This is a genomic window from Klebsiella sp. Lac1, assembly GCF_009825425.1.
Lineage (GTDB): Bacteria > Pseudomonadota > Gammaproteobacteria > Enterobacterales > Enterobacteriaceae > Klebsiella > Klebsiella electrica.
This window is the reverse complement of record NZ_VJZJ01000001.1, coordinates 2,129,952-2,153,296: the sequence shown is the minus strand read 5'-3', so window position 1 is coordinate 2,153,296 and position 23,345 is coordinate 2,129,952. Positions and strand designations below refer to the sequence as shown.

Genomic DNA, 23,345 nt, shown 5'->3' with positions numbered 1-23,345 from the left:
CCTTTTCAGTAGCTGTTCAGGTAGCGATAAGACCAAATTAAAGGCTACGGGGGTAATCACCTCTTGCTTATCATTTTGTTTCAGTGGGTTGAATGCGTAAAGGTTCATTGTTCAGTCTCCACGTTTCGTAGCATTTCACCAATTGCCAGTATTAGACGCTGTTCTTCTGACTTAATCCCGCTACCGATTCGGCTTGCCAGCCTTTCCAGTTTCCCCAAATAAAAAGGGTGAAGGTTGAGAGCTATGTTTGCTCGTACTTTCTGACCATATTCATTGAAGAGTTGATTCATTTAGCCCTCCCATCGACTGAGCAACTTCAGCCGCTTCTGAGGCTGCTGTTATGGCTTTGTTTCGTTTTGTCTGTGCTTCAAGGATTCGTACAGTTGCATCACGCTGCAAGCGGGTGACCTTTGAAGAAGCTGCTTTCAGAATCCCGTCACAGAATGCTTTATGCTGGTTGCTCATGGCGCTGGTGGCCTTAACGTAATCAGCGGGATTAATACCTATAGCTTCACAGAAAGGCTGTACAGCGTCGATAGCAGTCACCGTATGGCGTTGCATTAACTGAGCCTGTAAAGCAGCAATCTGAGCCTTGTAAGCGGCTTCAGTGACTTTGTTAGTCATTACCCACCTCATCAGCGACAATCACAGATAGATACGATTCAAGCGGTTTAATTCCCGATAACGCTTCTTCAGCCTGTTTCACCAATACGTTGTGGGCATGGATAGCCCTATTTATCTTATTCGCTTTCTCAGTGATTCCTGCATCAACAAATTTCTCAGCAGCTTTCTTACATGCATTTTCAATCTCAGCAAGCGGGTTATGTTTTGGTGACTGCTGTAATGGTACAAACTTGATAAATCCAGCGCCCATCTCATACACAACGTAATTCTCATTCATCATGTTCTGAATAATGGTCTGCACCATCGCTGGGTGTGTAATCTGTCGGATTCTGAATCCATAATCTTCGACTGGCTGAGACATTAGTTGCTTAGCCTTGATAGCAATAAGAGTATCTTTGTTCAGGCTGTCTGCGTTGTAAATATCCTTTGCATCTTCTATGTTTTCCAGTGCGGCTTTAATTTTGGGGATGAAATGTGATTCGATTTCAATTCGTTTCTGTGTAGGACTATTCATTATTAACGCTCTCGTGAAATTCAGATACAAAAATACACCACACAGGCCGTCTTTTACGTAACCCGTGTAGTGTCATCTGGAATGTGTAAGGGGGTTGGCTAACCTGTCCCCGAGGAAGGGATGCCACAGGAAAGCCATTAATTTGTTAGGAAATCAATCCAATATACAAATGTTAACATGTTGTTAAGTTCTGTCAAGGGGTTTCAGTTTCTGACAGATAGCCTTAATGATTTCGTACCGTCTGGCTTTAGTCATCATACGAGGCGGGGTGTAATCAGAGGGAGGTGTAATTCCTGTTAATTCGGAAAGGCTCTTATATTGCATGTAGAACCGATGTGTCTTTTCAGCTACAACGATAAAGTATTTCTTTTTCATTCATATTAATAACCCTTAAACAGGAAAGGTCACCCCCCATAATAAAACCTGAGAAAGTGACCTTCCAGCTATTCTCATCTATCTAAGACCCTGTTGACCGATTTTGATAAATGAGTATTACTGTATTATCATCATACGGAACTGTGTTTTTGTCCAGTGGTATTTTGTTATTACAGAAATTGATGAATGGTTATTATTGGCGGGATGGCGTGATGGCGGAAATGCATATTTAGCACTTTTTGTTAAGAAAAATTGATGAAAATATGATATAAATAGAGTTATCTGTTAAGTTAACTGATTGAGTCTTTTTGTTTCACTTCAATAAACATGGCTAACGCAAAAAGCCATGAAAATTTGATTGATTCACTTACAAAGAATATCAATAACACTTAACAGAAAGTTAAATTCCCGAATCACCAATCAAGGAAATTATCCTTTCAACTTTCGCATGGCTTCGCGTTGTCATGCTTCTTGCTTTCGCCTTGTAATCTATTCAGATAGCCTATCAGAATCCCTCAGCGAGTGCTAAACCAGCTCAGATTGCAATTGCATCAAACCATCATCTTTGATAGAATAATCAGTCTATTAGGAGATGAATGTGAAACATCGGAAACGATGTGGTAATTCTGCTGTAACGGCTCATTTAGTTGAGTTTGTAACAGATTCCAGTAAGCCCACCCGATTAGCAATCATCAAATAACAGACCGATGAACGGTGAAGGATTCACACCCCAAATGTGACCAACCTACAGCTATCACTTATTATCGGTTCCAATCGCTGCCTACACCCTGAAACAGCAGCACATAACGCTTACACGGCAAGGGTTTTTCTTTCACTGGTGATTTCTGCTAGTGGACTTGATTAACTTTTGAACATGGACAAACAGTGTTATGAGCGTTCTACCTTTCGATTTACCTGATAAGGCTATTCAGCCAACTAATCAATTCATCTTTCTGGCTGGTACAGAAGACTTCACCATCCGAAAAACTGCTGCGGCAAAGATTGCCAGAGCACGCGGTCAGCGTTTCTTTGTTCACATGTGCAAGAGACATGGTGCTAGTGAGCATTACTCAAGCTGCATGGCTTGTGTTGAATGCCAGAAACAATGGTACAGGGATAACGGTAAGCATAAGCCGGATCCAGACATCAAACCTTTTGGCTCTGCCTATACAATTGCAGCGGTATTTTTCAAAGGTATTAGGCTGTGAGTAGATGATACATCCCTCCCTGCGAAAACAAAGAGGGAGGGCAAGATTACTTAATCACAACTTTAACTTCTTTTTCCTGCCAGCTTGATTTGTTAAATGACTGACCGTAAATGAGTTTTAGTGTGCTTTCCCCTTTCTTTTCACCAATGAAGTGAAGCACTTCTTCACCACCGCACCCTACAGCACCTTTCGGACAGTCTTTTGACTGCTCATATCCTCCAGAAACGAAAATCAATCCATCAGGAAGGTCTTTAATCATCCAGCCGTAACCCGTAGTCGGATTGGACTCAAGGGATAGTTTGATATCTTTCCCGACTTCACCTGTTACAGTAGTGGTTTCATTTGCAGCATTGGCTGTTATAGCAGCAGACATCATAACTCCGAAAACAACAGCTTTAACTTTGTTCATGTTACTCTTCCTTTTCACATATAAATCGACCAAAAAACCAGTGATACAACAATATCTGTTTTTCCATCTGCATGATTGAATCATGGCAGACTATGAATCCATCTCGAATGGCATTAATCTTATTTTTCCCAAAATTGGGTAAGGTCGTTTGATAGTCCAATATTTATACACTATGGAACATATCTATGAGGGTCTGGAAGATTTGATGAGCAGATGAATACCTGCTTAGAAGGCGAACCTGAGAAAGTAGCGGTTAACAAGCACTTTTTTGACATATTTGCAATGAAATCAATCAGAAAGCCCCGCTAAGATGCAGGGCGTGACTCCAAATTAAGCTAATTCTTTGAGACTCTTACTCACCCTTGCAACAGTCGCACGTGAACAGTTCACCGTGTCCATGATGTCACTGTACGACATACCAGCCAGTAGCAGTTTGGCTATCTTCTCATTTCGTTCCGTGTCTTCTGGACGCCCCTTAAACTTACCTTCAGCCTTGGCCTTTACAATCCCCTGTGCCTGACGACGCTTACGGTCTGTATAGTCTTTACGGGCGATTGCAGCCAGCATATCGAGCATCATTGAATTAAGCGCCTCAAACATACGCCCTGTGAACTCGTCGCCAGTGTTTAACAACATGTGCGAGGTTGGCAAGTCTAACGCTACAACGCGAATCCCTTTACTGCTGATGGTCTGCCGTAATGCCTGCCAGTCGTCAGCGTTTAAGCGGCTCAGGCGGTCTACCTGCTCCACTAAAAGAACATCACCCTTCTGTGCAATCTCAAGCAGTCTGAACAACTCAGGACGTTGTAGAGATGCACCTGATTCATTCTCTGTGAAGTAGCTTGAAATGGTCATACCGTTGGCTGTAGCGAATTCGTCCAACTGACCTTTGGCGCGTGTTGCGTCTTGCTGAGTGGTGGAAGCTCTGAGGTAAGCGTAGACACGTGAAGTCATGATAGTGAACCGTAGCAGTCTGTTTAAGATGGTTCAATTATATCAGTCTGTTTTGTGTGGTTCAATAAATCATTTTTTGGGTGAACTGGTTCAGTAAACCGGTGCCTCTTGAGGTATACCTAAAGTGAACCAGCATAAGGGGAGAAGTCAAAAGGGGGTTAGCAGGGAGGTGATGGTAACGAAGTTAGCCCCCCTGTATGAATCGTTACTTTTGACTCAATCCCTTTCTTACACCGCAAATGAAATCACCAACTTCTGCACCAACGCTACGACCAGAGGAAACATAATCGACTTTAGTAATGAACTTACCATCTAAATCGAAATAGTTCAGTTTCCCATATCCATTATCACAGTCGCTGTTCTTTACTGAAACTTTGTAATATTCGACGGTTTTATGCTCAGTGTCTTCATATTGAACCAACAAAGAAGAAGAGCCATCAATGTTACGAAATGAATCCCCCTTTGCTGACATTCTAACATTCTGGCCTGTTGCCATAGGAAACCATTGTTGTGAATCAGCCGCAAATGCAGATTGCGACACCAGAACAAGTACTGACAAGCCCACCAATGAGATTTTCTTAACCATCAACATCATTCCACTTATAAGAATTTTCTTGATTTTAGCCATGCTTTCAGCAACGTTCAATGATGCATCATATGAGCTGCTATTTATCAGGGGTTAGATAGTCTGATTCCCTCTGTACCCCGTGGTGAAACAGTAAAACGCCCTCAACCGTTGGTATCACTGGGCTGATGGTGAAAATTCAGATGTCTTGATACACTGATAAACCCTGTTAATAAAGTGATTGCTTATGCATTTTTCGCAGTATTGTCAGGGTTTTGGTGTTTATTTATGCACATTTCAAAAATGAAAACGTAAAGCCGTCAGGTCATAGCGTAAAATCTCTTGCTAAGAACGTTTTGTAACCTGCTTACCAGACTTCCTGAACTCTTCATCAGATGTAATGACGCTGAACATGTCGATGTCTGTAGGTGACGGGGATGATACAACTTGCTTCATTAAATCCTGTGATAACACAGGAGATAAGTCTCTTGATTTTCCAATTACAGTACCGTTTCGAAGCGTGATTATTATCATTTCACGTTGCAGCTCGATGGATTGTACGAATTTTGACAGTATGAGTTGTGCTTCTACTCTTCCTGCTTTGGTCGTCAAGTCAATCTCCGACAGGTGATGCAAGGGCTTATCACTCAATGTTTCACGCTGAGTGAGTTCGTCTAATTCACTTTGCAAGTTACTGCGTTGAATGTTCAGTTCTTTGACCTGTTCTTTAAGCTCTGTAACATCATCCAGTTCGAGAAGCAGGGTGGTTGCCTTTTTTAACTTGCTGGTTATCAACGAAATTTGATACTCAATCTCAGCTTTTCGTTTGTCAGTGTTGTTACCATCATCCCTCTCAAGGAAGCCAACGATGTTATCAAGCATCCATTTATCAAAGGGTTTACGTTTAATGGTAGGAACATTGCAACGTCCATCAGGGACATTGTTACAACGGTAAACACCTTGATAGGTTGCCTTGACACCTGTGGGATGTACTGAGGCACCGCATTGACAGCGAATGATTCCCTTAAATAGGTTGATAGTAATTGGATTGTCACTGGCTGGCGCTCTGCCAACACGATTTTTTGACAGAATCTCCTGAGCCTTATTAAAGGTGGCAACATCAATCGCTGGTTCATAGTAGTTGGGGATAGCGGGGCGGTCATTACGCTTGGATGCTGCCAGTGTTCCAACGGTTGACTCAGAGCGTAAGATAGTACGGACAGAGTGAACACTAAAGCCATTCGCTTTTTCACGTCGAGAGAATGACTTAATGTTGTTTGCCTGAAGGTAACGAGCAATGTTGTGAAGAGATTCACCAGAAAGGAGCAAATCGAAAATTGTCACAACGGTTGATGAGTGCTCGTTAAGTTTACGAGTATCAGGGTCTATCCAGCCTGGGACATTTTTAGTCAGTTGCTGTTTGCCTTCTAATGCAAGCTGTGCTCTATGCTCCCATGCAGCACTTACCTTGATTGATTTCTCTTTTGATTGCTGATGTGCGATGTGTGCGGCAATCTTCAATTGAATAGATGTATCAAGGTCATCAATATTGGTGCTGGTGTAGATTTTGCCTGATTCGAGACAAATCACATCGACACCTTTACCCGTAATGAGGTCTACAAGGTTTTCGGTATTACGTGCTTTCTGTCGGTTAAGACGGGTTTCTGATTCGACAAGTAAGACAGTTTGCCCTGACAGGTACTTACCATCCTGTATGTTTTGAAGCATTCGTCCAAAATCGCCTTTCAGATGGTGACCGTGATATGCCGATGCACCTTCATCTGAGAATTCATCGACAACTTTTGCATCAGGGTTATCTTTCAGCCATCTCTCAAATAGACCTTTCTGGCGGCGTATTGAGTCACCACGTTCTTGTGGCTTACTGCTGAAACGAAGGTATGTAATTACTTGACGCATAGTGATAGACTCGACGTAAATGATTATCAATTAGCAAAGAACCTTGAAAAACTATGGCTTATGCTACCTCGCCGAATAGCTCAAATACAATGACCCTTGATTTACCTCGCCGCTTCCCGTGGCCGACGCTGCTGTCCGTGGCTATCCACGGTGCCGTTGTGGCGGGGTTGCTTTATACCTCGGTACATCAGGTTATTGAACAGCCCTCTCCCTCGCAACCGATCGAAATTACGATGGTTGCACCGGCAGACCTTGAACCGCCACAGGCCGCACAACCGGTAGTGGAGCCCGTTGTTGAACCGGAACCTGAGCCGGAGGTCGTGCCGGAACCCGAGCCGCCAAAAGAAGCGCCGGTCGTCATTCACAAGCCCGAAGCCAAACCTAAACCGAAGCCTAAACCGAAGCCGAAGCCAGAGAAGAAGGTCGAACAGCCGAAACGTGATGTGAAACCGGCGGAAACGCGCGCGGCTTCACCGTTTGAAACGACCAATACGGCGCCGGCGCGTACGCAGCCGAACTCCGCGCCAGCCATGGCGAAGCCCACCCAGACCGCGCCGAGCGGCCCGCGAGCGCTGAGCCGCAACCAGCCGTCATACCCGACACGTGCACAGGCGCTGCGCATCGAAGGTTCTGTTCGCGTCAAGTTTGATGTCACGCCGGATGGGCGCGTGGATAACATAGAAATTCTCTCCGCACAGCCAGCCAATATGTTTGAACGGGATGTGAGAAACGCGCTGCGCAAATGGCGCTATGAAGTGGGCAAGCCGGGAACCGGCGTCACCATGACGATCAAATTCCGTCTGAAGGGCGTTGAGATAAGCTAACCGCGTTGTAATCAGGCCCCCTCAGGGGGCCTTTTCCGTTAAGACCGCATCCAGCGCTTTCTGCGCCGTCACCAGATGCTGGCCGCCGAACAAAATCGCCCGGTTTAACAACGTGTAGAGCTGATAAACCGGCTGACGTTCAAGAAAGTCAGCGGGCAGCGGCGATATCGACTGGTAGCCATCGTAGATCTGCGGCGGCTGTTCAGGGTGCAGCGGCAGCATCGCCAGATCGCACTCTCTGTCTCCCCAGTAACAGGCGGGATCGAAAATGTAGGGGCCGTTTGGTCCTAGCGCGCAATTTCCCGACCACAAATCCCCATGCAGCAGTGACGGTTGAGGCTGGTGATTGCTCAGGCGCTGCTGCACATTATCGACGATGCTGTCGATGTCACCGAAGTTGAGCCCTTTTTCGGCAGCCAGCTCCAGCTGCCAGCCGATACGCTGTTCGGCAAAAAAAGTCGACCAGCGGCGTTGCCAGGCGTTCGGCTGCGGTGTAGTGGAAAGATCGTTATCAAAATCCAGCCCAAACTGCGGCTGATCGCTCCACTGATGCAAGTGCGCAATATGCTGACCGAGTAAGAAGGCGTTGTGCGCGTCCAGCGGGCGAGGGGGCAGATACTCCATGACCAGGAAACTGTAGTCGCGATCGCTGCCAACAGCATAAACCTGCGGAACGCTAACGGTTTTACTCCGCGACAGCAGCTCGAGCTGATCTGCTTCAGCGGTAAAGATAGGCAGCAGTTCTCGCTCATCACATTTAACAAAGTAGTCCCGTCCGCCGAAACGTAAGTGCCAGGCCGCATGAATTTCGCCGCCGGGCAGTTCGTTGCGGAGTTCGATTTCAGCGGTTTCGGTATGCCAGTCGCTTAACAACGTGCTGATAGCTTGCCACATGCTGTCTCTCCCCTTGTTTTCCACCATTTCATAAGGTTAGCCCATAACCCCGGTGTAAAATTCGAACTGACGCACAACTGGCGCGCTCCGCTGCGCGAATCGCACTTATTGAGCTTTCAACCACTCCGCAAATGTGGTGACGGTAACGTCGACGGGGCGGCCCAGCGCTGTTTCCGCCAGTCCGGCGCTAAGCGCTTTGACCTCGTCGGCGCTTTGCCCGGAAATCAGGCCAAAGGTATTCGTCCCCAGTTCATGGACCTTACCGTTTTCGTCATTCAGCACGAGAGTAAATCCTGCGCGGGTGAGATGATTACTTAGCTCGTTAATTTCGGTCAGCGTCTCTTCCTGAAAGTTGACCGTGACGACGCGGGTAACAATTTCTGTGCTCATTTTTCACCCTGTTGTAATCCATGGAATTTTCAGCATAGACCATGATGATGATTTGGCGACTCCCTCTGCGTCAGCAGAGGGAAGGGGGAACTAGCGACCGCACAGATAAGTGTAGATTTTTTGTGTGTTTTCCAACGAGCACAGGCGGGTACCCTGATTAATGGTGGCGGCGCTACCGGCGGCGACGCCGAAGCGGACCATATCCTCCAGACTGGCATCTTCCGCCAGACGCAGGGTCATAGCGCCCACCATGCTGTCGCCGGCGCCAACGGTACTTTGGCTTTTCATCGGCGGCGGCACGACCTGTACACTGCCGCTGGCATCAACGCCCAGCGCACCCTGTGGGCCGAGTGAGACCACCACCCGACGGACTTTACCCGAACGAATCAGCTCCTGCGCTGCGTGTCGAACGTCATCCGGCTGGCTCAGATCGCGCCCTACCAGGGCACTCAGCTCTTTCTGATTAGGCTTGACGAGTTCAATATTGCCGACATCAAGAGCGGCGGCCAGCGCCTCGCCCGAACTATCAATGATGCAGCGAAGCCCGTGACGCTGCGCGATTTTGACTAACCCGGTCAGGTTGTTAACGTCGATGCCTGGGGGCAGGCTGCCGCTCACGACCAGCAATGAGCCGGTTTCGATTGCCAGAACTTTTTCTTCGAGAAGGCGGAACTCTTCTTCCGTTAAGGCGGCACCAGGCATGACGAAACGGTACTGTTCGCCGCTTGAGCCCACGTGTACATGCAGATTTTGCCGCGTCCAGTCGTGCGCCTCGACAGGCACAACCGGAACCTGTTCTGCGGTGAGCAGCGCCGTAAGGTGTTCGCCGGTGGCGCCACCGGCCGGATAAATGGCGGTAGCTTTACCGCCGAGAAAGGTGATTGCCCGCGCGACGTTGATACCGCCACCGCCGGGTTCGAAAATCGGCGCGCTACAGCGGAGTTTGCCTTCAGGGTACATTTGCGGCGTCAGCGTTGCGCTGTCGAGCGAGGGAGCCAGCGTTAGCGTATAGATTTTAGTCATCTAATGTCCTCCATGATACGGATTAAGCTGTTCTGTTTTTAAGCATGGCACTTCTTCCCGGGAAGAGGAAGCGATTGCGGGTCGTGATTTGTAAAGCACTTTTTATTTTTATCTTTATGAAATAAAGATTGTTCCAGGAGCTGTCTTATTCAAAAAATGAAATAGTAATTGATTGCTATGTCAATCGTGCTTTTTTATAATTCTCTGCCTTTCATTGGACCTGCAAGATACAGAAATCATTCAAGAGGCGGCGAGGGAAGCCATCCTACGCAAGCACAGTTCAGGCTGTGTGGGGGGATGTCTTAGTGACTCAAGCAAAGAAGTCGCCTGAAGGATGACGCGTATAGCGATCCTTGCGAAAGTTTCCGGGACCAGCTGGGTCTCTCTTTTTGTTGTACGGACTCTAAATTAAATGAAGCTTTTGAAGACAGTACCCGCAGCGGCATTGCTGGCGGGGGGGCTCTTTGCGTCGGCGCACGCATTGGCCGATGATTCCGTTTTTACTGTTATGGATGACCCTTCCACTGCCAAAAAACCTTTCGAAGGTGCTGTTAACGCCGGCTATCTGGCGCAGTCCGGAAATACGAAAAGTTCTTCAGCGACCGCGGATTCCACGTTGACCTGGTACGGCGATACGACGGCATGGTCGCTGTGGGGTAATGCCAGCAACACGTCGTCTAACGATCAGCGCTCCTCCGAAAAATACGCGATTGGCGGTCGTAGTCGCTACAACCTGACCGACAGCAACTACTTGTTTGGCCAGGCCAGCTGGTTGACTGACCGCTATAATGGCTATCAACAACGCGACGTTTTAACCGCAGGTTATGGTCGCCAGATTCTGAACGGCCCGGTCCACAGCCTGCGCTTTGAATTTGGTCCTGGCGTGCGCTATGACGAGTATACCGATGGCGATAATCAAACCCAGCCGCTGGGCTACGCTTCCGGTACCTGGGCCTGGCAGATGACCGATAACGCTAAGTTCACTCAAGGGGTGTCGGTGTTCGGTGCCCAGGACACCACACTGAACTCGGAAAGTGCCCTGAACGTCGCTATCAATGCGCATTTTGCGCTGCGGGTCGCCTACAACCTGACCTGGAACTCCGAACCGCCATCATCGGCGCCGAATCATACCGACAGACGCACGACGCTATCTTTAGGGTATAAGATGTAATTTATTTCAGGCCGGGAAACCGGCCTGATTGTTTTAAAATTAACAACCAGTGGCATTATTATTTTTGGTCTTTTGTTTCGTTTTTTATAAAAAGAAAATAACTCCATAATTTCCTCATAATTCATTTTTCCCTGACAACTCTGCAGATAATTTGACACAAATAGCTAAATATTGAGTCGAACAAAAGTGTGATCGGGATCTATACTGTTGACTAATGACAAAGATGCGCTCTTTGCCCGACAATCTTCAGTAAATAAGAGAATCACCATCATGAAAAATAGCAAAATCGCAACTGCGACTGTGATGCTGTGCACCCTGTCTTTTGGCGCGTTAGCCGCCGATCCGCTCCCGCAGCCAGGCAACACCGACCACACGCAGATCGGTATTGCCAAGGCCACCGACGTGGAAGCCGGGTCGAATATTGCTCCCGGTTCACAATCAACCGGTCACTCTATGGATGATGCATTTAATGTCCATACCCTTGTGGCCGGCGAGTGGTCCTGATTTTCTCGATAATATGGTGACCTTTCAGGGAATATAAAACCGGGTAGCGTTGTACCGGTTTATTTCCTGAATTGCGGGCAAAAGTGATTTCTCTTGTTTGCTCTTTTTACCCTGTGCGTATTGTGGCGCGAGCGGCATTCCTTTTATTGTCCGTCTTTTGTCCGCCGCGTTGTTCCCGTGGCTGAATATTCAGCAGATGATTTCCGTCCTCCCCTTGTTTTACTCATAACCGCCACCATTTATCCGGTTCTGACTTTTAACACGCACTAATGATGTGTAAACTAAGGGCCGGTGTTATCAACAGGCGGCTGCAGGTGGGAATGGTTCGGTAAACGAGCGTCCTCATATTTCGCAGAGTGAAGCGGGAACTGAGCTATAACTTGTTGATAATTATTATTATATTTTTTTGTATGTGCTCTTTCGTGTGGGGCACCACTGCAAATAAGGACATAAAATGCCTGTAATTACGCTTCCTGATGGCAGCCAACGCCATTTTGACCACGCCGTCAGCCCGCTGGATGTTGCTCTGGATATCGGTCCGGGCCTGGCGAAAGCCACGATCGCTGGACGGGTGAATGGTGAGCTGGTTGACGCCTGTGACCCCATCGAAAACGATGCCACCCTCTCTATCATCACTGCAAAAGATGAAGACGGTCTGGAGATCATTCGTCACTCCTGCGCGCATCTGCTTGGTCATGCGATTAAGCAACTGTGGCCAAACACTAAGATGGCTATCGGTCCGGTTATCGATAACGGCTTCTATTATGACGTTGACCTCGATCATACGCTGACCCAGGAAGATATCGACGCGCTCGAAAAACGTATGCACGAGCTCGCCGAGAAGAATTATGACGTCATCAAGAAGAAAGTCAGCTGGCACGAAGCGCGTGAAACCTTCGTGAAGCGCGGCGAGACCTATAAGGTTTCTATTCTTGATGAAAATATCGCCCATGATGACAAGCCAGGCTTGTATCATCATGAAGAGTACGTTGACATGTGCCGTGGACCGCACGTGCCGAACATGCGTTTTTGTCATCACTTTAAACTGATGAAAATCGCGGGCGCGTACTGGCGCGGCGACAGCAACAACAAGATGCTGCAGCGTATTTACGGTACCGCGTGGGCAGATAAAAAAGCGCTTAACGCGCATCTGCTGCGTCTGGAAGAAGCGTCCAAACGCGACCACCGCAAAATTGGCAAGCAGCTCGACCTGTATCATATGCAGGAAGAGGCGCCGGGCATGGTCTTCTGGCATAACGACGGCTGGACAATCTTCCGCGAGCTGGAAGTGTTCGTGCGCTCCAAGCTGAAAGAGTACCAGTACCAGGAAGTGAAAGGCCCGTTCATGATGGACCGCGTGCTGTGGGAAAAAACCGGGCACTGGGACAACTACAAAGATGCGATGTTCACCACCTCTTCTGAGAACCGTGAATACTGCATCAAGCCGATGAACTGTCCGGGTCACGTGCAGATCTTCAACCAGGGTCTGAAATCGTACCGCGATCTGCCGCTGCGTATGGCGGAATTCGGTAGCTGCCATCGTAACGAGCCTTCGGGCGCGCTGCATGGTCTGATGCGCGTACGTGGCTTTACTCAGGATGATGCGCACATCTTCTGTACAGAAGAGCAGGTCCGTGAGGAAGTGAACGCCTGTATTCGTATGGTCTACGATATGTACAGCACCTTTGGCTTCGAGAAAATCGTCGTCAAACTCTCAACGCGTCCGGAAAAACGTATCGGAAGCGACGAGACCTGGGATCGTGCTGAGGCGGATCTGGCGGTCGCGCTGGAAGAGAATAATATCCCGTTTGAATATCAACTGGGTGAAGGCGCGTTCTACGGTCCGAAAATTGAATTTACTCTGTATGACTGCCTCGATCGTGCATGGCAGTGCGGTACGGTACAGCTGGACTTCTCTTTGCCGCAGCGTTTAAGCGCCTCTTATGTGGGCGAAAACAACGAGCGTCAGGTACCGGTAATGATTCACCGCGCAATTCTGGGGTCTATGGAGCGCTTCATTGGCATCCTGACCGAAGAGTTTGCCGGCTTCTTCCCAACCTGGCTTGCGCCGGTGCAGGTCGTAGTGATGAATATTACCGATTCTCAGTCTGAATACGTTAACGAATTGACTCGTAAACTACAAAATGCGGGCATTCGGGTAAAAGCGGACTTGAGAAATGAGAAGATTGGCTTTAAAATCCGCGAGCACACTTTACGTCGTGTCCCGTATATGTTGGTCTGTGGCGACAAAGAAGTCGAAGCTGGCAAAGTGGCCGTGCGTACCCGTCGTGGTAAAGACCTCGGCAGCATGGACGTAAATGAAGTGATCGAAAAGCTGCAACAAGAGATTCGCAGCCGCAGTCTTCAACAACTGGAGGAATAAGGTATTAAAGGCGGAAAACGAGTTCAAACGGCGCGTCCGAATCGTATTAATGGCGAAATTCGCGCGCAAGAAGTTCGCTTAACAGGTCTGGAAGGCGAGCAGCTTGGTATTGTGAGTCTGAGAGAAGCTCTGGAAAAAGCTGAAGAAGCCGGAGTAGACTTAGTCGAAATCAGCCCTAACGCCGAGCCGCCGGTTTGTCGTATTATGGATTACGGCAAATTCCTCTATGAAAAGAGCAAGTCTTCTAAGGAACAGAAGAAAAAGCAAAAAGTTATCCAGGTTAAGGAAATCAAATTCCGTCCTGGCACCGATGATGGCGACTACCAGGTAAAACTCCGCAGCCTGGTTCGCTTTCTGGAAGAGGGTGATAAAGCTAAGATCACGCTGCGTTTCCGCGGTCGTGAGATGGCTCACCAGCAGATCGGTATGGAAGTGCTTAATCGCGTCCGTGACGATCTGAGTGAACTGGCAGTGGTCGAATCCTTCCCATCGAAGATCGAAGGCCGCCAGATGATCATGGTGCTCGCTCCTAAGAAGAAACAGTAAGGCCTTCAAGTAGCAACGCCTGTGGCGCCTTCAGGCTACACTGGCGTTGTTCGCCTATGTTTCGTTTATTAACAATGCGAAGTGGAAGTTATTAAAATGCCAAAAATTAAGACCGTACGCGGTGCTGCTAAGCGCTTCAAAAAAACCGGTAAAGGTGGTTTTAAGCACAAGCACGCTAACCTGCGTCACATTCTGACTAAAAAAGCTACCAAGCGTAAACGTCACCTGCGTCCGAAAGCCATGGTTTCCAAAGGCGATCTGGGCCTGGTAATCGCGTGCCTGCCGTACGCATAAGTCGTTAACCCTTTTAAACTTTTTAATTAGAATAGATACAGGAGAGCACATATGGCTCGCGTAAAACGTGGTGTAGTTGCCCGTGCACGTCACAAGAAAATTTTGAAACAAGCTAAAGGCTACTACGGTGCGCGTTCTCGCGTATACCGCGTTGCCTTCCAGGCTGTTATCAAAGCTGGTCAGTACGCTTATCGTGACCGTCGTCAGAAAAAGCGTCAGTTCCGTCAACTGTGGATTGCGCGTATCAACGCAGCAGCACGTCAGAACGGTATTTCTTACAGCAAATTCATCAACGGCCTGAAAAAAGCCTCTGTTGAAATCGACCGTAAGATCCTGGCTGACATCGCCGTATTCGACAAATTAGCGTTCACCGCGCTGGTCGAAAAAGCGAAAGCAGCTCTGGCATAAGCCAGTTGAAAGAGGGAGCTTGTCTCCCTCTTTTCATTTCAACACCATCAATACATTGACTTTTATTGCCGTAAGCTTTTCAATACAGGTCTTACGTCTCGTACCAGACAAGGTAATGCAAGCATGAATGCTGCTATTTTCCGCTTCTTTTTTTACTTTAGCACCTGAACTCAGGAGGCTAGCGCGTGAAAGAAGAAACGGAAAACAGCGCCAGAAAGCCTCCCACTGTGGAGGCTTTTTTCGTATATGAACGTGTTCATTCTATTTCAAGCTGCAGGTGTGCGGGCTGAGTGCGCATCCGGCGACGGCGATTTCTCTGCGCTAAGTGCCATGCGGCCCGGCGCCGCCTGTAACTCGAAATAGTCAGAATAAAATAATGACCATAACCGGTGTCTGCACCGACATAATGAGGAAAACCATGTCACATCTCGCAGAGCTGGTTGCCAGTGCGAAGGCAGCCATTAATGAGGCATCAGATGTTGCCGCGCTGGACAACGTCCGCGTGGAATACCTGGGGAAGAAAGGGCATCTGACCCTTCAGATGACGACCCTGCGTGAGCTGCCGCCAGAAGAGCGTCCGGCGGCTGGTGCGGTCATCAACGAAGCGAAAGAGCAGGTTCAGCAGGCGCTTAACGCGCGTAAAGCGGATCTGGAAGGCGTAGCGCTGAATGCGCGTCTGGCCGCAGAGACTATCGATGTCTCTCTGCCGGGTCGTCGTATCGAGAACGGCGGGCTGCATCCGGTGACGCGGACCATCGACCGCATTGAGCACTTCTTCGGTGAGCTTGGTTTCACCGTAGCGACCGGTCCGGAAATCGAAGATGACTACCACAACTTTGATGCGCTGAACATTCCGGGCCACCACCCGGCACGTGCCGATCACGATACCTTCTGGTTTGATGCGACGCGTCTGCTGCGTACCCAAACCTCCGGCGTGCAGATTCGTACGATGGAAAACCAGCAGCCGCCGATCCGCATTATTGCGCCGGGCCGCGTTTACCGTAACGACTACGACCAGACCCACACGCCGATGTTCCACCAGATGGAAGGTCTGATTGTTGATACCAATATCAACTTCACCAATCTGAAAGGGACGCTGCACGACTTCCTGAATAACTTCTTCGAAGAAGACCTGCAGATTCGTTTCCGCCCGTCCTACTTCCCGTTTACCGAACCGTCCGCGGAAGTTGACGTCATGGGTAAAAACGGCAAGTGGCTGGAGGTCCTCGGCTGCGGCATGGTGCATCCGAACGTGCTGCGCAATGTGGGCATTGATCCGGAAATCTACTCCGGTTTCGCCTTCGGCATGGGGATGGAGCGTCTGACGATGCTGCGCTACGGCGTGACCGATTTACGTGCGTTCTTCGAAAACGATTTGCGTTTCCTCAAACAGTTTAAATAAGGGCAGGACAGAACAATGAAATTCAGTGAACTGTGGTTACGCGAGTGGGTTAACCCGGCGATCGACAGCGAAGCGCTGTCCGAGCAGATTACCATGGCCGGCCTCGAAGTGGACGGCGTTGAGCCGGTTGCCGGTAGCTTCAACGGCGTTGTGGTGGGCGAAGTGGTTGAGTGCGGCCAGCACCCGAATGCCGACAAACTGCGCGTCACCAAAGTCAACGTCGGCGGCGAACGTCTGCTGGACATCGTCTGCGGGGCGCCAAATTGCCGCCAGGGGCTGAAAGTTGCGGTTGCCACCATCGGCGCCGTGCTGCCGGGCGACTTCAAAATTAAAGCCGCGAAACTGCGCGGTGAACCTTCCGAAGGGATGCTGTGCTCGTTTTCTGAGCTGGGCGTTTCCGACGATCATAGCGGCATTATCGAGCTGCCGGCAGATGCGCCGATCGGCACGGATATCCGTGAATACCTGCAGCTGGACGATAACACTATCGAAATCAGCGTCACGCCGAACCGTGCGGACTGCTTAGGTATCATCGGCGTCGCCCGCGACGTAGCCGTTCTGAATAAAGAACCGCTGAACGCGCCGGAGATGACCCCTGTTGCCGCCACCATTACCGATACGCTGCCTATCAGCGTTGAAGCGCCAGAGGCCTGTCCTCGTTACCTGGGCCGCGTGGTGAAGGGTATCAATGTGAAAGCGCCAACCCCGCTGTGGATGAAAGAGAAACTGCGTCGCTGCGGTATTCGCTCTATCGATGCGGTGGTTGACGTCACCAACTATGTGCTGCTCGAACTGGGTCAGCCGATGCATGCGTTCGATTGCGACCGCATCAACGGCGGCATCGTGGTCCGTATGGCGAAAGAGGGTGAGAAACTGGTTCTGCTGGACGGTAGCGAAGCCAAACTGGATACCGATACCCTGGTCATTGCCGATCATCACAAAGCGCTCGCGATGGGCGGTATCTTTGGCGGTGAACACTCTGGCGTCAATGACGAAACGCAGAACGTGCTGCTGGAATGCGCATTCTTCAGCCCGCTGTCCATCACCGGCCGCGCGCGTCGCCACGGTCTGCACACCGATGCCTCTCATCGCTATGAGCGCGGCGTGGATCCCGCGCTGCAGTATAAAGCGATGGAACGTGCAACCCGCCTGCTGATCGATATCTGCGGCGGCGAAGCGGGTCCGGTTATCGATGTGAGCAACGAAGCTGCGCTGCCGAAGGCGGCGACCATTACCCTGCGTCGTAGCAAACTGGATCGTCTGATTGGCCATCATATTGATGATGCGCAGGTCAGCGATATTCTGACTCGTCTGGGCTGTGAGGTGACCGCTGGCGAAGGCGAATGGCAGGCCGTCGCGCCGAGCTGGCGCTTCGATATTGCCATCGAAGAGGACCTGGTCGAAGAGGTGGCTCGCGTTTACGGCTATAACAATATTCCGGACCGGCCGGTGCAGGCGGGGCTGATTATGGGCACCCACCGCGAAGCGAATCTGTCGCTGAAACGTGTAAAAACGCTGCTTAACGACAAAGGCTATCAGGAAGTGATCACCTACAGCTTCGTTGACCCGAAAGTGCAGCAGCTGGTTCATCCGGGTGAAGAAGCCCTGATTCTGCCAAGCCCAATCTCCAGCGAAATGTCGGCGATGCGTCTGTCGCTGCTGACCGGCCTGCTGGGTACGGTCGTGTACAACCAAAACCGTCAGCAAAGCCGCGTGCGTATTTTTGAAAGCGGTTTGCGCTTTGTTCCGGATACTCAGGCTCCACTGGGCATTCGTCAGGACGTGATGCTGGCTGGCGTTATCTGCGGCAACCGCGACGAAGAGCACTGGAATCTGGCAAAAGAGACCGTTGATTTCTATGATCTGAAAGGCGATCTGGAGTCCATTCTCGACCTGACCGGTAAATTAGCGGATATCGAATTCCGCGCGCAAGCGAACAAAGCCCTGCATCCGGGGCAGTCAGCGGCGATTTATCTGAAAGGTGAACGTATTGGTTTCATTGGGGTTGTTCATCCTGAACTGGAACGTAAACTGGATCTGAACGGTCGGACTTTAGCGTTCGAACTGGAGTGGAACAAGCTTGCAGACCGCGTGGTGCCTCAGGCGCGCGAGATTTCTCGTTTCCCGGCGAACCGTCGTGATATCGCCGTTGTCGTTGCGGAAAACGTACCCGCAGCCGATGTTTTGACAGAGTGTAAGAAAGTTGGCGTAAATCAGATAGTTGGCGTAAACTTATTTGACGTGTACCGTGGTAAAGGGGTGGCGGAAGGCAGTAAGAGCCTTGCGATTAGCCTCATCCTGCAGGATACCAGCCGTACACTCGAAGAAGAGGAGATTGCCGCTACCGTTGCCAGATGTGTAGAGGCATTAAAAGAGCGATTCCAGGCATCATTGAGGGATTGAACCTATGGCGCTTACAAAAGCTGAAATGTCAGAATATCTGTTTGATAAGCTTGGGCTTAGCAAGCGGGATGCCAAAGAACTGGTAGAGTTGTTTTTCGAAGAGGTGCGTCGTGCTCTGGAAAACGGAGAACAGGTAAAACTCTCCGGGTTCGGCAACTTCGATTTGCGGGATAAAAACCAACGCCCGGGTCGTAACCCGAAAACGGGGGAAGATATTCCCATTACAGCCCGGCGTGTGGTGACCTTCAGACCCGGCCAGAAACTTAAAAGCCGTGTCGAAAACGCTTCGCCCAGAGACAAATAATCTGAACTAACTAAAAAGGCCGCTGATGCGGCCTTTTTCTTTTACATTGAAAATTAACTGCTTATGGCCATAACCTTCACTTCGACGAGGATGTCAGGGTGCACCATCCCCGCCTGGACGACCGCGCGTGTCGGTCATCGGGTCAGCCGGTTATCTGTTACTCTGCGGGAGGTTTTGCTTTTCTCACCTCTGTCGCCACCGTAAAATCACCGCTATCTCTTTCTGGCATGACGGAAATTATGCTGACCTTTGCCCAAACTCAACAGCGCCGCAACCGGCGCTGGCTCATTGCACTCCTGCTGTTGCTTCTCGCCATGATAACCGTCAGTCTCTGCGCCGGAGAGCAGTGGATTGGCCCGCAGGAGTGGGTCAGCGCCAAAGGGCAGCTGTTTATCTGGCAGATTCGTCTGCCGCGTACCTTGGCCGTTCTGCTGGTAGGGGCTGCGCTGGCGCTCTCCGGGGCTATCATGCAGGCCTTATTCGAAAACCCGCTGGCGGAGCCGGGGCTGCTCGGCGTCTCCAACGGCGCTGGCGTGGGGTTAATTGCCGCGGTATTGCTGGGCAAAGGCTATCTGCCGGGCTGGGCGCTGGGACCGTGCGCGATTCTCGGCGCGCTGGTGATTACCTTTATTCTGCTGCGTTTTGCCCGCCGGCATCTGTCAACCAGCCGTCTGCTGCTGGCGGGCGTCGCGCTCGGCATTATCTGTAGCGCGCTGATGACCTGGGCGGTCTATTTCTCCACCTCGTTCGATCTGCGCCAGCTTATGTACTGGATGATGGGCGGGTTTGGCGGCGTAGACTGGCAGCAGCTGTGGCTGATGCTGGCGCTGTTGCCGGTACTTATCTGGGCGTGTCTGCAATCACAGCCGCTGAATCTCCTCGCGCTGGGTGAGGTATCAGCCCGTCAGTTGGGACTGCCTCTCTGGCTATGGCGCAGGCTGCTGGTGGTGGCGACAGGATGGTTGGTTGGCGTGAGCGTGGCGTTGGCGGGGGCAATCGGATTTATTGGGCTGGTGATACCGCATATTCTGCGCTTATGCGGCTTGAGCGATCATCGGGTACTGCTTCCGGCCTGTCTGCTTGCTGGCGCCAGTGCGCTGCTCGGCGCCGATATCATTGCCCGCCTGGCGCTGTCGGCGGCGGAATTACCGATCGGCGTGGTCACCGCGACGCTGGGCGCGCCGGTTTTCATCTGGCTACTGCTGAAATCTACCCATTCGCAATAAGCGGTAGGCTGGCGCAGCCATTATCGCTGCGCCAGGGGAGGGCGGGGCTTACCAGCCTTTGATCGCATCGCCTTTGTACACTTCCATCGCTTTATCCGCGACTTCCTTAGTCTGGAAGGCCTCTTTCAGCTCCTGAATCTTTTTACTGTCTTTATTCTCTTCACGTGAAACGATGGCATTCACATACGGAGAGTCAGGTCCTTCCATAAATAAACCATCGCGAGCGGCGGAGAGACCCGCCTGCGCGGAGAAGTTGGTGTTAATAATCGACAGCGCGACGTTGGGATCGTCGAGGGTCCGGGTCAGCTGTGGCGTATCGACTTCAACAATTTTCAAATGTTTCGGGTTGTCGATAATATCCAGCGAGGTCGGCAAATAGCCCACTCCCTCTTTCAACTTGATTAAGCCCTGCGCCTGCAGCAGGAGCAGGCTGCGGCCTAAGGTCGTGGTTTCGTTAGAGATAGTTATCGTTGCGCCGTCCGGCAGCTCGTTAAGATGTTTAATTTTGCGCGAATAGGCGGCAATCGGGAAGACAAACGTTTTACCAACGATGGCGAACTTGTAGCCGCGTTCTTTCGACTGAGCCTCAAGGTAGGGCAGCGTCTGGAAGGCATTCGCATCGACGTCTTTATTATTTAACGCTTCATTAGGCAGGACGTAATCATTAAAAGAGATGACCTCGACGTCGAGGTTATATTTATCCTTCGCGACCTGCTCAACCACTTTCCAGATAGCTTCATCCGGCCCGGTGTTAATCGCCACCTTAACTTTGTTATTATCGTCAGGAGAACAGGCCGATAACAACACTACCGATGTGGCGATTAATACCGAACTTAACAACTTTTTCATCTATAAAACTCTCTCAAATGGGTCCATAACAAAAGGCTATTACATCCGTTTAACACTGTACACTGAATTGTCTGCTGACCATATTGAGAGGAATTCATGTTACCGGCCTTTATGGCGCGGTATTCCTGGCGGCCGATTCGACGTACAATGAACGCTCGTGAATCCGCTACAGTAGATAGGGATCACCTTAATCAGCAACCTGCTTTATGGACGGAGGGAAGGCTATGCAACACGATATTCTGAATACTGAAGTCACCACGATTGATGGTCAAAAAACGACGCTGGCTGATTATGCCGGTCGCGTTTTGCTGATTGTGAATGTGGCGTCAAAATGTGGTCTCACGCCGCAGTATGAGCAGCTCGAAACATTGCAAAAAGATCTCGAAAACGACGGGTTTACCGTACTTGGCTTCCCGTGCAACCAGTTTCTGGGTCAGGAACCAGGGAGCGAAGAGGAGATCAAGACGTTTTGCAGTACCACCTATGGCGTGACTTTCCCGCTGTTCAGCAAGGTAGACGTCAACGGGGAACATCGTCATCCGCTGTACCAGAAACTGGTTGCGGTCGCGCCACAGGCCGTGGCGCCGGAAGGCAGCGGTTTCTACGAGCGTATGGCAAGCAAAGGCCGGGCGCCAGCCAACGTCGGCGACATTTTGTGGAACTTCGAAAAATTCCTGCTGGGCAAAGATGGCCAGGTTATTCAGCGCTTCTCGCCGGATATGACCCCGGACGATCCGCAGCTGGTGGCCGCCATTAAAGGGGCGTTAGCGAAATAATGCCGTTTTTGATGCAGCTGCGTAATGTCAAAGAGGCGGGGCGTCTGGCGCCGTTTAGCGCGCAGGTCCGTCCCGGTGAAATGGTCCATCTGGTCGGGCCAAACGGCGCAGGCAAAAGCACGCTGCTGATGCGAATGGCAGGCCTGACCGCAGGTCCCGGAGAGGTTGTTTTCAACCAACGTAAACTGGAACAGTGGTCGGCTCAGGAGCTGGCGCGCCACCGGGCCTACCTGAGCCAGCACCAGATGCCGCCTTTCGCCATGCCGGTATGGCACTACCTGTCGTTGCATCTGCAGCAGGGCGGGCAAAGCGAACTGCTCGGCAGCATTGCCGGTAAGCTGGGCCTGAGCGATAAGCTCGGGCGCCAGGTGAATCATATCTCTGGCGGCGAGTGGCAGCGCGTGCGCCTGGCGGCGGTCATTCTGCAGGTTCATCCGCTGGCGAATCCGGCGGGGCAACTGCTGGTGCTGGATGAACCGATGAATAGCCTGGACGTGGCGCAGCAGGCGGCGCTCGATCGGGTGCTCGGCGAACTGTGCGAGTCGGGCGTGGCGGTGGTGATGAGCAGTCACGATCTTAACCATACCCTGCGACACGCGCATCAATCCTGGCTTATCTGCCGGGGACAGGCCATTGCCTGCGGTGAGACATCGGCGGTGCTAACCGAAGAAAACTTAACCGCGGCCTACGCGATTCCTTTTCAACGCATCGCGGTCGCCGGTCATTTTATGCTCGTGGCGTCACAGTAGCACGAAGCAACCTTGCCAGTGCATTGATAAACCAGCTAAATTATCCTGACGAAATGATAAGGAACAGAGGAATCGTCTGAGATGCGTTTGTGGTTCATTTTACTGGCGGCGCTATTGCTGGCTGGCTGCAGCCACCACCGGGCGCCGCCGCCGAATCCGCGGCTTGCAGATTCCATTACCGTTATCGCCAACCTGAACGAACAGCTGCGCAACTGGCGGGGCGCGCCGTATCGCTATGGCGGTATGTCTCCGCGCGGGGTCGATTGTTCCGGGTTTGTCGTCATGACCTTCCGCGATAAGTTTGCCCTGCAATTGCCACGTGAAACTCGCGATCAGGCAGAGATTGGCACTAAAATTGATAAAAGCGAGTTGTTACCGGGGGATCTGGTCTTTTTCAAAACCGGTTCCGGCGACAGCGGTCTGCATGTGGGCATCTACGATACCGACAATCAGTTTATCCATGCCTCGACCAGCCAGGGGGTGACGCGCTCTTCCCTGAATAACGTCTACTGGAACAAGAAATTCTGGCAGGCCCGCAGGATATAGCGACGGACGTCGTAGCGAAGGGGAAGCACTGGCTTCCCTTTTTTATGTCGATAACCCTGCGGTTCTCCCGTGTTAATACCGTGTTGA

General features: G+C 50.7%; 26 protein-coding genes and 1 other annotated feature. Of the genes, 16 read left to right on the top strand and 10 right to left on the bottom strand.

Translation table 11 applies throughout. The annotated features are described in order from the left end of the window. Positions 1-270: 270 nt before the first annotated feature. Together FNY10_RS10460 and FNY10_RS10455 are read right to left on the bottom strand one after the other, a co-directional pair. Entirely contained in the window at positions 271-624 is a 354-nt protein-coding gene (locus tag FNY10_RS10460) for a hypothetical protein (protein WP_170918840.1), read from the bottom strand. Further along, positions 617-1,138 (bottom strand): hypothetical protein, encoded by a 522-nt coding sequence (locus FNY10_RS10455; RefSeq protein WP_080792513.1) that lies wholly within the window; start codon positions 1,136-1,138, stop codon positions 617-619. The genes FNY10_RS10460 and FNY10_RS10455 overlap by 8 nt, the downstream gene beginning before the upstream one ends. Before the next feature lie 1,265 nt (positions 1,139-2,403). Between FNY10_RS10455 and FNY10_RS10450 the strand changes: the two genes are divergently transcribed. Next, on the top strand, positions 2,404-2,721 hold the full coding sequence (locus tag FNY10_RS10450; RefSeq protein ID WP_160704580.1) for a hypothetical protein: 318 nt from the start codon (positions 2,404-2,406) through the stop codon (positions 2,719-2,721). Between the two features lie 46 nt (positions 2,722-2,767). On the opposite strand, the gene FNY10_RS10445 is transcribed toward FNY10_RS10450, so the two are convergent. The 4 genes from FNY10_RS10445 to FNY10_RS10430 all read right to left on the bottom strand — a co-directional run bounded on the left by FNY10_RS10445 (position 2,768) and on the right by FNY10_RS10430 (position 6,566). Further along, positions 2,768-3,130 (bottom strand): protease inhibitor I42 family protein, encoded by a 363-nt coding sequence (locus FNY10_RS10445; protein ID WP_053092156.1) that lies wholly within the window; start codon positions 3,128-3,130, stop codon positions 2,768-2,770. Positions 3,131-3,460: 330 nt separating this feature from the next. Then, entirely contained in the window at positions 3,461-4,084 is a 624-nt protein-coding gene (locus FNY10_RS10440) for a recombinase family protein (RefSeq protein WP_048331938.1), read from the bottom strand. 205 nt (positions 4,085-4,289) lie between these two features. Further along, on the bottom strand, positions 4,290-4,712 hold the full coding sequence (locus tag FNY10_RS10435; protein ID WP_223325918.1) for a hypothetical protein: 423 nt from the start codon (positions 4,710-4,712) through the stop codon (positions 4,290-4,292). Between the two features lie 282 nt (positions 4,713-4,994). Further along, a complete protein-coding gene (locus FNY10_RS10430) occupies positions 4,995-6,566 on the bottom strand; it encodes a recombinase family protein (protein ID WP_160704582.1) in 1,572 nt (523 codons plus the stop codon). 89 nt (positions 6,567-6,655) lie between these two features. Here FNY10_RS10430 and tonB point away from each other — a divergent pair, with 89 nt between their 5' ends. Beyond that, a complete protein-coding gene (gene tonB / locus FNY10_RS10425) occupies positions 6,656-7,390 on the top strand; it encodes a TonB system transport protein TonB (RefSeq protein WP_100683552.1) in 735 nt (244 codons plus the stop codon). Between the two features lie 21 nt (positions 7,391-7,411). Here tonB and FNY10_RS10420 read toward each other — a convergent pair whose 3' ends face one another. The 3 genes from FNY10_RS10420 to pfkB form a co-directional block, all read right to left on the bottom strand. Beyond that, entirely contained in the window at positions 7,412-8,284 is an 873-nt protein-coding gene (locus FNY10_RS10420) for a fructosamine kinase family protein (protein ID WP_100683553.1), read from the bottom strand. Between the two features lie 105 nt (positions 8,285-8,389). Beyond that, positions 8,390-8,674 (bottom strand): type V toxin-antitoxin system endoribonuclease antitoxin GhoS, encoded by a 285-nt coding sequence (ghoS, locus tag FNY10_RS10415; RefSeq protein ID WP_131047899.1) that lies wholly within the window; start codon positions 8,672-8,674, stop codon positions 8,390-8,392. A gap of 90 nt (positions 8,675-8,764) precedes the next feature. Beyond that, the gene (pfkB, locus tag FNY10_RS10410) at positions 8,765-9,697 is read right to left on the bottom strand and encodes a 6-phosphofructokinase II (protein ID WP_141964418.1); all 933 of its coding nucleotides are present in this window, start codon (positions 9,695-9,697) and stop codon (positions 8,765-8,767) included. A 412-nt stretch (positions 9,698-10,109) separates the two neighbouring features. Here pfkB and FNY10_RS10405 point away from each other — a divergent pair, with 412 nt between their 5' ends. From FNY10_RS10405 to btuC, 11 genes are all read left to right on the top strand, one after another. Beyond that, a complete protein-coding gene (locus FNY10_RS10405; protein WP_131047900.1) occupies positions 10,110-10,868 on the top strand; it encodes a DUF481 domain-containing protein in 759 nt (252 codons plus the stop codon). A 270-nt stretch (positions 10,869-11,138) separates the two neighbouring features. Continuing rightward, entirely contained in the window at positions 11,139-11,372 is a 234-nt protein-coding gene (locus FNY10_RS10400; RefSeq protein WP_142255869.1) for a hypothetical protein, read from the top strand. Positions 11,373-11,826: 454 nt separating this feature from the next. After that, positions 11,827-13,755: a threonine--tRNA ligase gene (gene thrS / locus FNY10_RS10395; RefSeq protein WP_100683558.1), complete on the top strand. Its 1,929-nt coding sequence runs from the start codon at positions 11,827-11,829 to the stop codon at positions 13,753-13,755. 3 nt (positions 13,756-13,758) lie between these two features. Then, entirely contained in the window at positions 13,759-14,301 is a 543-nt protein-coding gene (gene infC, locus FNY10_RS10390) for a translation initiation factor IF-3 (protein ID WP_049267827.1), read from the top strand. A 96-nt stretch (positions 14,302-14,397) separates the two neighbouring features. Then, entirely contained in the window at positions 14,398-14,595 is a 198-nt protein-coding gene (rpmI, locus tag FNY10_RS10385; protein ID WP_001124225.1) for a 50S ribosomal protein L35, read from the top strand. A gap of 51 nt (positions 14,596-14,646) precedes the next feature. After that, positions 14,647-15,003, top strand: coding sequence for a 50S ribosomal protein L20 (gene rplT, locus FNY10_RS10380; RefSeq protein ID WP_004102963.1), 357 nt, complete (start codon positions 14,647-14,649; stop codon positions 15,001-15,003). A 118-nt stretch (positions 15,004-15,121) separates the two neighbouring features. Then, positions 15,122-15,247: a sequence feature (Phe leader region), on the top strand. Next, positions 15,127-15,171, top strand: coding sequence for a pheST operon leader peptide PheM (pheM, locus tag FNY10_RS10375; protein ID WP_001386830.1), 45 nt, complete (start codon positions 15,127-15,129; stop codon positions 15,169-15,171). It overlaps the preceding feature by 45 nt. Before the next feature lie 174 nt (positions 15,248-15,421). Continuing rightward, the gene (gene pheS / locus FNY10_RS10370; RefSeq protein ID WP_160704584.1) at positions 15,422-16,405 is read left to right on the top strand and encodes a phenylalanine--tRNA ligase subunit alpha; all 984 of its coding nucleotides are present in this window, start codon (positions 15,422-15,424) and stop codon (positions 16,403-16,405) included. A gap of 15 nt (positions 16,406-16,420) precedes the next feature. After that, the gene (gene pheT / locus FNY10_RS10365) at positions 16,421-18,808 is read left to right on the top strand and encodes a phenylalanine--tRNA ligase subunit beta (RefSeq protein ID WP_141964419.1); all 2,388 of its coding nucleotides are present in this window, start codon (positions 16,421-16,423) and stop codon (positions 18,806-18,808) included. A 4-nt stretch (positions 18,809-18,812) separates the two neighbouring features. Then, positions 18,813-19,112, top strand: coding sequence for an integration host factor subunit alpha (ihfA, locus tag FNY10_RS10360; protein ID WP_004102960.1), 300 nt, complete (start codon positions 18,813-18,815; stop codon positions 19,110-19,112). Between the two features lie 239 nt (positions 19,113-19,351). Further along, complete coding sequence (gene btuC / locus FNY10_RS10355; RefSeq protein ID WP_131047902.1) at positions 19,352-20,338, top strand: vitamin B12 ABC transporter permease BtuC; 987 nt, start codon at positions 19,352-19,354, stop codon at positions 20,336-20,338. A gap of 48 nt (positions 20,339-20,386) precedes the next feature. On the opposite strand, the gene FNY10_RS10350 is transcribed toward btuC, so the two are convergent. Then, complete coding sequence (locus tag FNY10_RS10350; protein ID WP_131047903.1) at positions 20,387-21,187, bottom strand: MetQ/NlpA family ABC transporter substrate-binding protein; 801 nt, start codon at positions 21,185-21,187, stop codon at positions 20,387-20,389. Positions 21,188-21,411: 224 nt separating this feature from the next. Here FNY10_RS10350 and FNY10_RS10345 point away from each other — a divergent pair, with 224 nt between their 5' ends. The 3 genes from FNY10_RS10345 (at position 21,412) to FNY10_RS10335 (ending at position 23,258) form a co-directional block, all read left to right on the top strand. Then, positions 21,412-21,963: a glutathione peroxidase gene (locus tag FNY10_RS10345; protein WP_100683562.1), complete on the top strand. Its 552-nt coding sequence runs from the start codon at positions 21,412-21,414 to the stop codon at positions 21,961-21,963. Further along, a complete protein-coding gene (gene btuD / locus FNY10_RS10340) occupies positions 21,963-22,712 on the top strand; it encodes a vitamin B12 ABC transporter ATP-binding protein BtuD (protein ID WP_131047904.1) in 750 nt (249 codons plus the stop codon). Before FNY10_RS10345 ends, btuD begins: the two co-directional genes overlap by 1 nt. A gap of 81 nt (positions 22,713-22,793) precedes the next feature. Next, positions 22,794-23,258 (top strand): NlpC/P60 family protein, encoded by a 465-nt coding sequence (locus FNY10_RS10335; RefSeq protein ID WP_100683564.1) that lies wholly within the window; start codon positions 22,794-22,796, stop codon positions 23,256-23,258. Positions 23,259-23,345 lie beyond the last annotated feature (87 nt).

Excerpts from the sequence above, each read along its gene's own strand:
- FNY10_RS10460 (WP_170918840.1), bottom strand. The coding sequence starts at position 624 with ATGACTAACAAAGTCACTGAAGCCGCTTACAAGGCTCAGATTGCTGCT.
- FNY10_RS10455 (WP_080792513.1), bottom strand. The coding sequence starts at position 1,138 with ATGAATAGTCCTACACAGAAACGAATTGAAATCGAATCACATTTCATC.
- FNY10_RS10450 (WP_160704580.1), top strand. The coding sequence starts at position 2,404 with ATGAGCGTTCTACCTTTCGATTTACCTGATAAGGCTATTCAGCCAACT.
- FNY10_RS10445 (WP_053092156.1), bottom strand. The coding sequence starts at position 3,130 with ATGAACAAAGTTAAAGCTGTTGTTTTCGGAGTTATGATGTCTGCTGCT.
- FNY10_RS10440 (WP_048331938.1), bottom strand. The coding sequence starts at position 4,084 with ATGACTTCACGTGTCTACGCTTACCTCAGAGCTTCCACCACTCAGCAA.
- FNY10_RS10435 (WP_223325918.1), bottom strand. The coding sequence starts at position 4,712 with ATGGCTAAAATCAAGAAAATTCTTATAAGTGGAATGATGTTGATGGTT.
- FNY10_RS10430 (WP_160704582.1), bottom strand. The coding sequence starts at position 6,566 with ATGCGTCAAGTAATTACATACCTTCGTTTCAGCAGTAAGCCACAAGAA.
- tonB (WP_100683552.1), top strand. The coding sequence starts at position 6,656 with ATGACCCTTGATTTACCTCGCCGCTTCCCGTGGCCGACGCTGCTGTCC.
- FNY10_RS10420 (WP_100683553.1), bottom strand. The coding sequence starts at position 8,284 with ATGTGGCAAGCTATCAGCACGTTGTTAAGCGACTGGCATACCGAAACC.
- ghoS (WP_131047899.1), bottom strand. The coding sequence starts at position 8,674 with ATGAGCACAGAAATTGTTACCCGCGTCGTCACGGTCAACTTTCAGGAA.
- pfkB (WP_141964418.1), bottom strand. The coding sequence starts at position 9,697 with ATGACTAAAATCTATACGCTAACGCTGGCTCCCTCGCTCGACAGCGCA.
- FNY10_RS10405 (WP_131047900.1), top strand. The coding sequence starts at position 10,110 with ATGAAGCTTTTGAAGACAGTACCCGCAGCGGCATTGCTGGCGGGGGGG.
- FNY10_RS10400 (WP_142255869.1), top strand. The coding sequence starts at position 11,139 with ATGAAAAATAGCAAAATCGCAACTGCGACTGTGATGCTGTGCACCCTG.
- thrS (WP_100683558.1), top strand. The coding sequence starts at position 11,827 with ATGCCTGTAATTACGCTTCCTGATGGCAGCCAACGCCATTTTGACCAC.
- rpmI (WP_001124225.1), top strand. The coding sequence starts at position 14,398 with ATGCCAAAAATTAAGACCGTACGCGGTGCTGCTAAGCGCTTCAAAAAA.
- rplT (WP_004102963.1), top strand. The coding sequence starts at position 14,647 with ATGGCTCGCGTAAAACGTGGTGTAGTTGCCCGTGCACGTCACAAGAAA.
- pheS (WP_160704584.1), top strand. The coding sequence starts at position 15,422 with ATGTCACATCTCGCAGAGCTGGTTGCCAGTGCGAAGGCAGCCATTAAT.
- pheT (WP_141964419.1), top strand. The coding sequence starts at position 16,421 with ATGAAATTCAGTGAACTGTGGTTACGCGAGTGGGTTAACCCGGCGATC.
- ihfA (WP_004102960.1), top strand. The coding sequence starts at position 18,813 with ATGGCGCTTACAAAAGCTGAAATGTCAGAATATCTGTTTGATAAGCTT.
- btuC (WP_131047902.1), top strand. The coding sequence starts at position 19,352 with ATGCTGACCTTTGCCCAAACTCAACAGCGCCGCAACCGGCGCTGGCTC.
- FNY10_RS10350 (WP_131047903.1), bottom strand. The coding sequence starts at position 21,187 with ATGAAAAAGTTGTTAAGTTCGGTATTAATCGCCACATCGGTAGTGTTG.
- FNY10_RS10345 (WP_100683562.1), top strand. The coding sequence starts at position 21,412 with ATGCAACACGATATTCTGAATACTGAAGTCACCACGATTGATGGTCAA.
- btuD (WP_131047904.1), top strand. The coding sequence starts at position 21,963 with ATGCCGTTTTTGATGCAGCTGCGTAATGTCAAAGAGGCGGGGCGTCTG.
- FNY10_RS10335 (WP_100683564.1), top strand. The coding sequence starts at position 22,794 with ATGCGTTTGTGGTTCATTTTACTGGCGGCGCTATTGCTGGCTGGCTGC.